Here is a 2,797-nt window from a genome sequence, read left to right as displayed (position 1 = left end):
TCAAGGGCTACTTTCCCCGTTTCAACCTCTACCACTATATCGCCTCTTTTTATTTCGTCTCCCACCTTGCACATCCATTTTAGAATCTGCCCTTCTTCCATAGACATGTCAAGCTTAGGCATCAACATGAATTTCCCGTCAAAATCATCCAAAGAAACGCTCTTTTTCACTTCTTTCTTTTCTTCTTTTACAGAAGCATCTTTTCCCCCTCCTAAAGCTTCTTCTTTGCTTGGAGGGACTTCTCCTTCTTCCCCTATATACATTATAGGGGTGTTCACTTTTACATCCTCCCCTTCATCCACATAAAGGGCAAGTACCGTTCCGTCTGCGGTAGGATTGTCTACTTCAAGGGCTACTTTCCCCGTTTCAACCTCTACCACTATATCGCCTCTTTTTATTTTATCGCCAACCTTGCACATCCATTTTAAAATCTGCCCTTCTTCCATAGACATGTCAAGTTTAGGCATCAACATAAATTTTCCCATAATTCAAATCAATCTCCCAATTATAATAATATACTTATAGGATTGCTTAATACTTCATTTAATGTGTTCAAGAAGTTTACCGCATCCATTCCGTCAAGCACTCTGTGATCTATTGTAACGCTGAACCCCGTAAAGGTTCTTACAACGATTTCTCCGTCCACAACCGCAGGCATCTGCGCGGTTCTTCCTACTCCCAAAATTGCAACCTCTCCCGGGTTTACTATAGGAGTAAAGAAGTTGTTTACGCTTCTGCCCGTATTGCTTATGGTAAAAGTAGCGCCTCTGTAGTACTTGCCGCTCAATTTGTTTTCTCTTGCCTGAGGAACTATCTCGCTTCTTTCGTCACATATTTCAAATATACTCTTGTTTTCTATTCCGTTAAATACAGGAACCACCAATCCGTCTTCCTGTGCAACCGCCAAGCCTATGTTTACGGTGTCTCTTCTGTGAATTTCCTTACCGTCAAAGTTTGTATTGACTTTCGGACATTTTTCAAGAGTAAGACATACGGCCTTTATAAGCAAATCCGTAACGGTAAGCTTCTTGCCGTATTTTTCTTTGAATACTTTCTTCGTGTTTTCGAACACATTCATAAAGTCCGTCGTATCTATATCCGCAAAATGAGATACCTGAGGAGCGTTTACGATAGACGCCGTCATGTTGTCTCCGATTGCTTTTCTCATACCCTTGTACGGTATAACTTTGTCTTCAAGCAAAGTCGTATACTTAGGAGCTTTTTGCTCTTTATCGTCTCCCCATTTAACGGCTCTTAGTACATCGTCTTTCCTTACTTTAACACCGTCGTTTTGTACTTTGTCAATATCCACATTGTAGTAGTTCATGGCATTTTTTGCCACAGGTGTTATCTTAAGACCTTTCTTTTCCTCTACAGGGCTTACGTTTTCAAGGTCCCTCAACAAAACCGCACCGTATTTTCCGCTGCCTTTTACGACTCTTAAATCTATGTTTTTTTCCTTTGCAGCCTTTCTTGCAGCCGGAGTGGCTAATATTTTACTCATATTAACATACCTCCTCTTACATCATTTCTTTTACTTTGGCTACTATATCGTCCACTGAAGGAACAATCTGCTTTTCTATGATAGGGTTATAAGGTACAGGAATTTCCATTCCGCCCAGTCTTTCCACAGGTGCGTCCAAATGATAAAAAGCTTCGCTTTCGTTTATCGTTGAAACTATCTCCCCTCCGAATCCGCCGAATTTAGGAGCTTCGTAAACCACAAGGGCTTTTCCCGTTTTGCATACCGAATTCACAATCGTTTCGGTATCGAGAGGTCTTAGGGTTCTCACATCCACAACTTCGCAGCTTATACCTTCTTTTTCAAGTTTTTCGGCTGCTTCCAAACAGAACAATAACGTTCTTGACCACGCTACCAACGTAATGTCTTTTCCTTCTTTTTTGATATCCGCTTTTCCAAGATCTATTGTGTATTCTTCTTCGGGAACTTCTCCGTTTGTTCTGTATAACAATTTATTTTCAAAGAAACAAACAGGGTTGTCATCTCTTATCGCAGATTTAAGCAGCCCCTTTGCATCGTAAGGAGTCGCAGGCATAACCACCTTTAATCCCGGTGTATTTAAAAACAACGCTTCCAAACACTGTGAGTGCTGTGCCGCTGCCCCTGTTCCCGAACCGAAAGGAGTTCTTAAAACCATAGGTGCCTTAACTTTTCCGCCGGTCATGAATCTGTATTTTGCAGCACCGTTTACTATAGGCTCAACCGCCAAAGACACAAAGTCTCCAAACATTATTTCAACAATCGGTCTTAACCCGAACATCGACATACCGAAAGCCGCATAAGTAAAGCCCGTTTCCGAAATAGGAGTGTCTATTACCCTTTCTTTTCCGAATTCGTCGAACATACCTCTGCTGACCCCGAAACATCCGCCGTATAAACCTATATCCTCACCGAGAAAATATACATTTTCGTCTCTGCGCATTTCCTCGCTCATTGCGTCTTTTATTGCTTGTAAATAAGATATTTTACCCATTCTATTCTTCCTCCTATTCAGCGTAAACATAATTCATCGCTTCTTCGACAGAGATGATTTTGTTAACTTTCTTAGCCTCTTCGGCAGCATTTTCTATTTCTTTTTCCGTTTGTTTGTCAAGTTTTTCAAACTCTTCTTCGGTAAGCATACCCTGTGCAATCAAATAATCTTTGAATTTATTTATCGCATCGTGATTTTGCTTCATGTCTTCTTCTTCTTCTTTTGTTCTGTATTTTCTCTGGTCTGATTTTGAATGACCCAAATATCTGTAAGTTTTAAACTCAAGAAGATAAGGTTTACAT

General features: G+C 40.6%; 4 protein-coding genes. All 4 read right to left on the bottom strand.

Translation table 11 applies throughout. The features are described from left to right. Positions 1-485, bottom strand: a 485-nt coding sequence (locus QZ357_RS00700; protein WP_290770709.1) for a biotin/lipoyl-containing protein, incomplete at its 3' end; no start/stop codon positions are given. Between the two features lie 20 nt (positions 486-505). After that, complete coding sequence (locus QZ357_RS00695; protein ID WP_290770706.1) at positions 506-1,504, bottom strand: dihydrolipoamide acetyltransferase family protein; 999 nt, start codon at positions 1,502-1,504, stop codon at positions 506-508. Between the two features lie 16 nt (positions 1,505-1,520). Beyond that, on the bottom strand, positions 1,521-2,495 hold the full coding sequence (locus QZ357_RS00690; RefSeq protein ID WP_290770703.1) for an alpha-ketoacid dehydrogenase subunit beta: 975 nt from the start codon (positions 2,493-2,495) through the stop codon (positions 1,521-1,523). A 13-nt stretch (positions 2,496-2,508) separates the two neighbouring features. Then, positions 2,509-2,797 (bottom strand): thiamine pyrophosphate-dependent enzyme (locus tag QZ357_RS00685; RefSeq protein ID WP_290770701.1); only part of this gene is annotated, 289 nt, incomplete at its 5' end.

Source organism: Anaerofustis sp. (assembly GCF_019420015.1).
In the GTDB taxonomy this organism is placed as follows: Bacteria; Bacillota; Clostridia; order Eubacteriales; family Anaerofustaceae; genus Anaerofustis.
The sequence above is the reverse complement of the archived record's forward strand: the minus strand, read 5'-3'. Positions and strand labels throughout refer to the sequence as shown.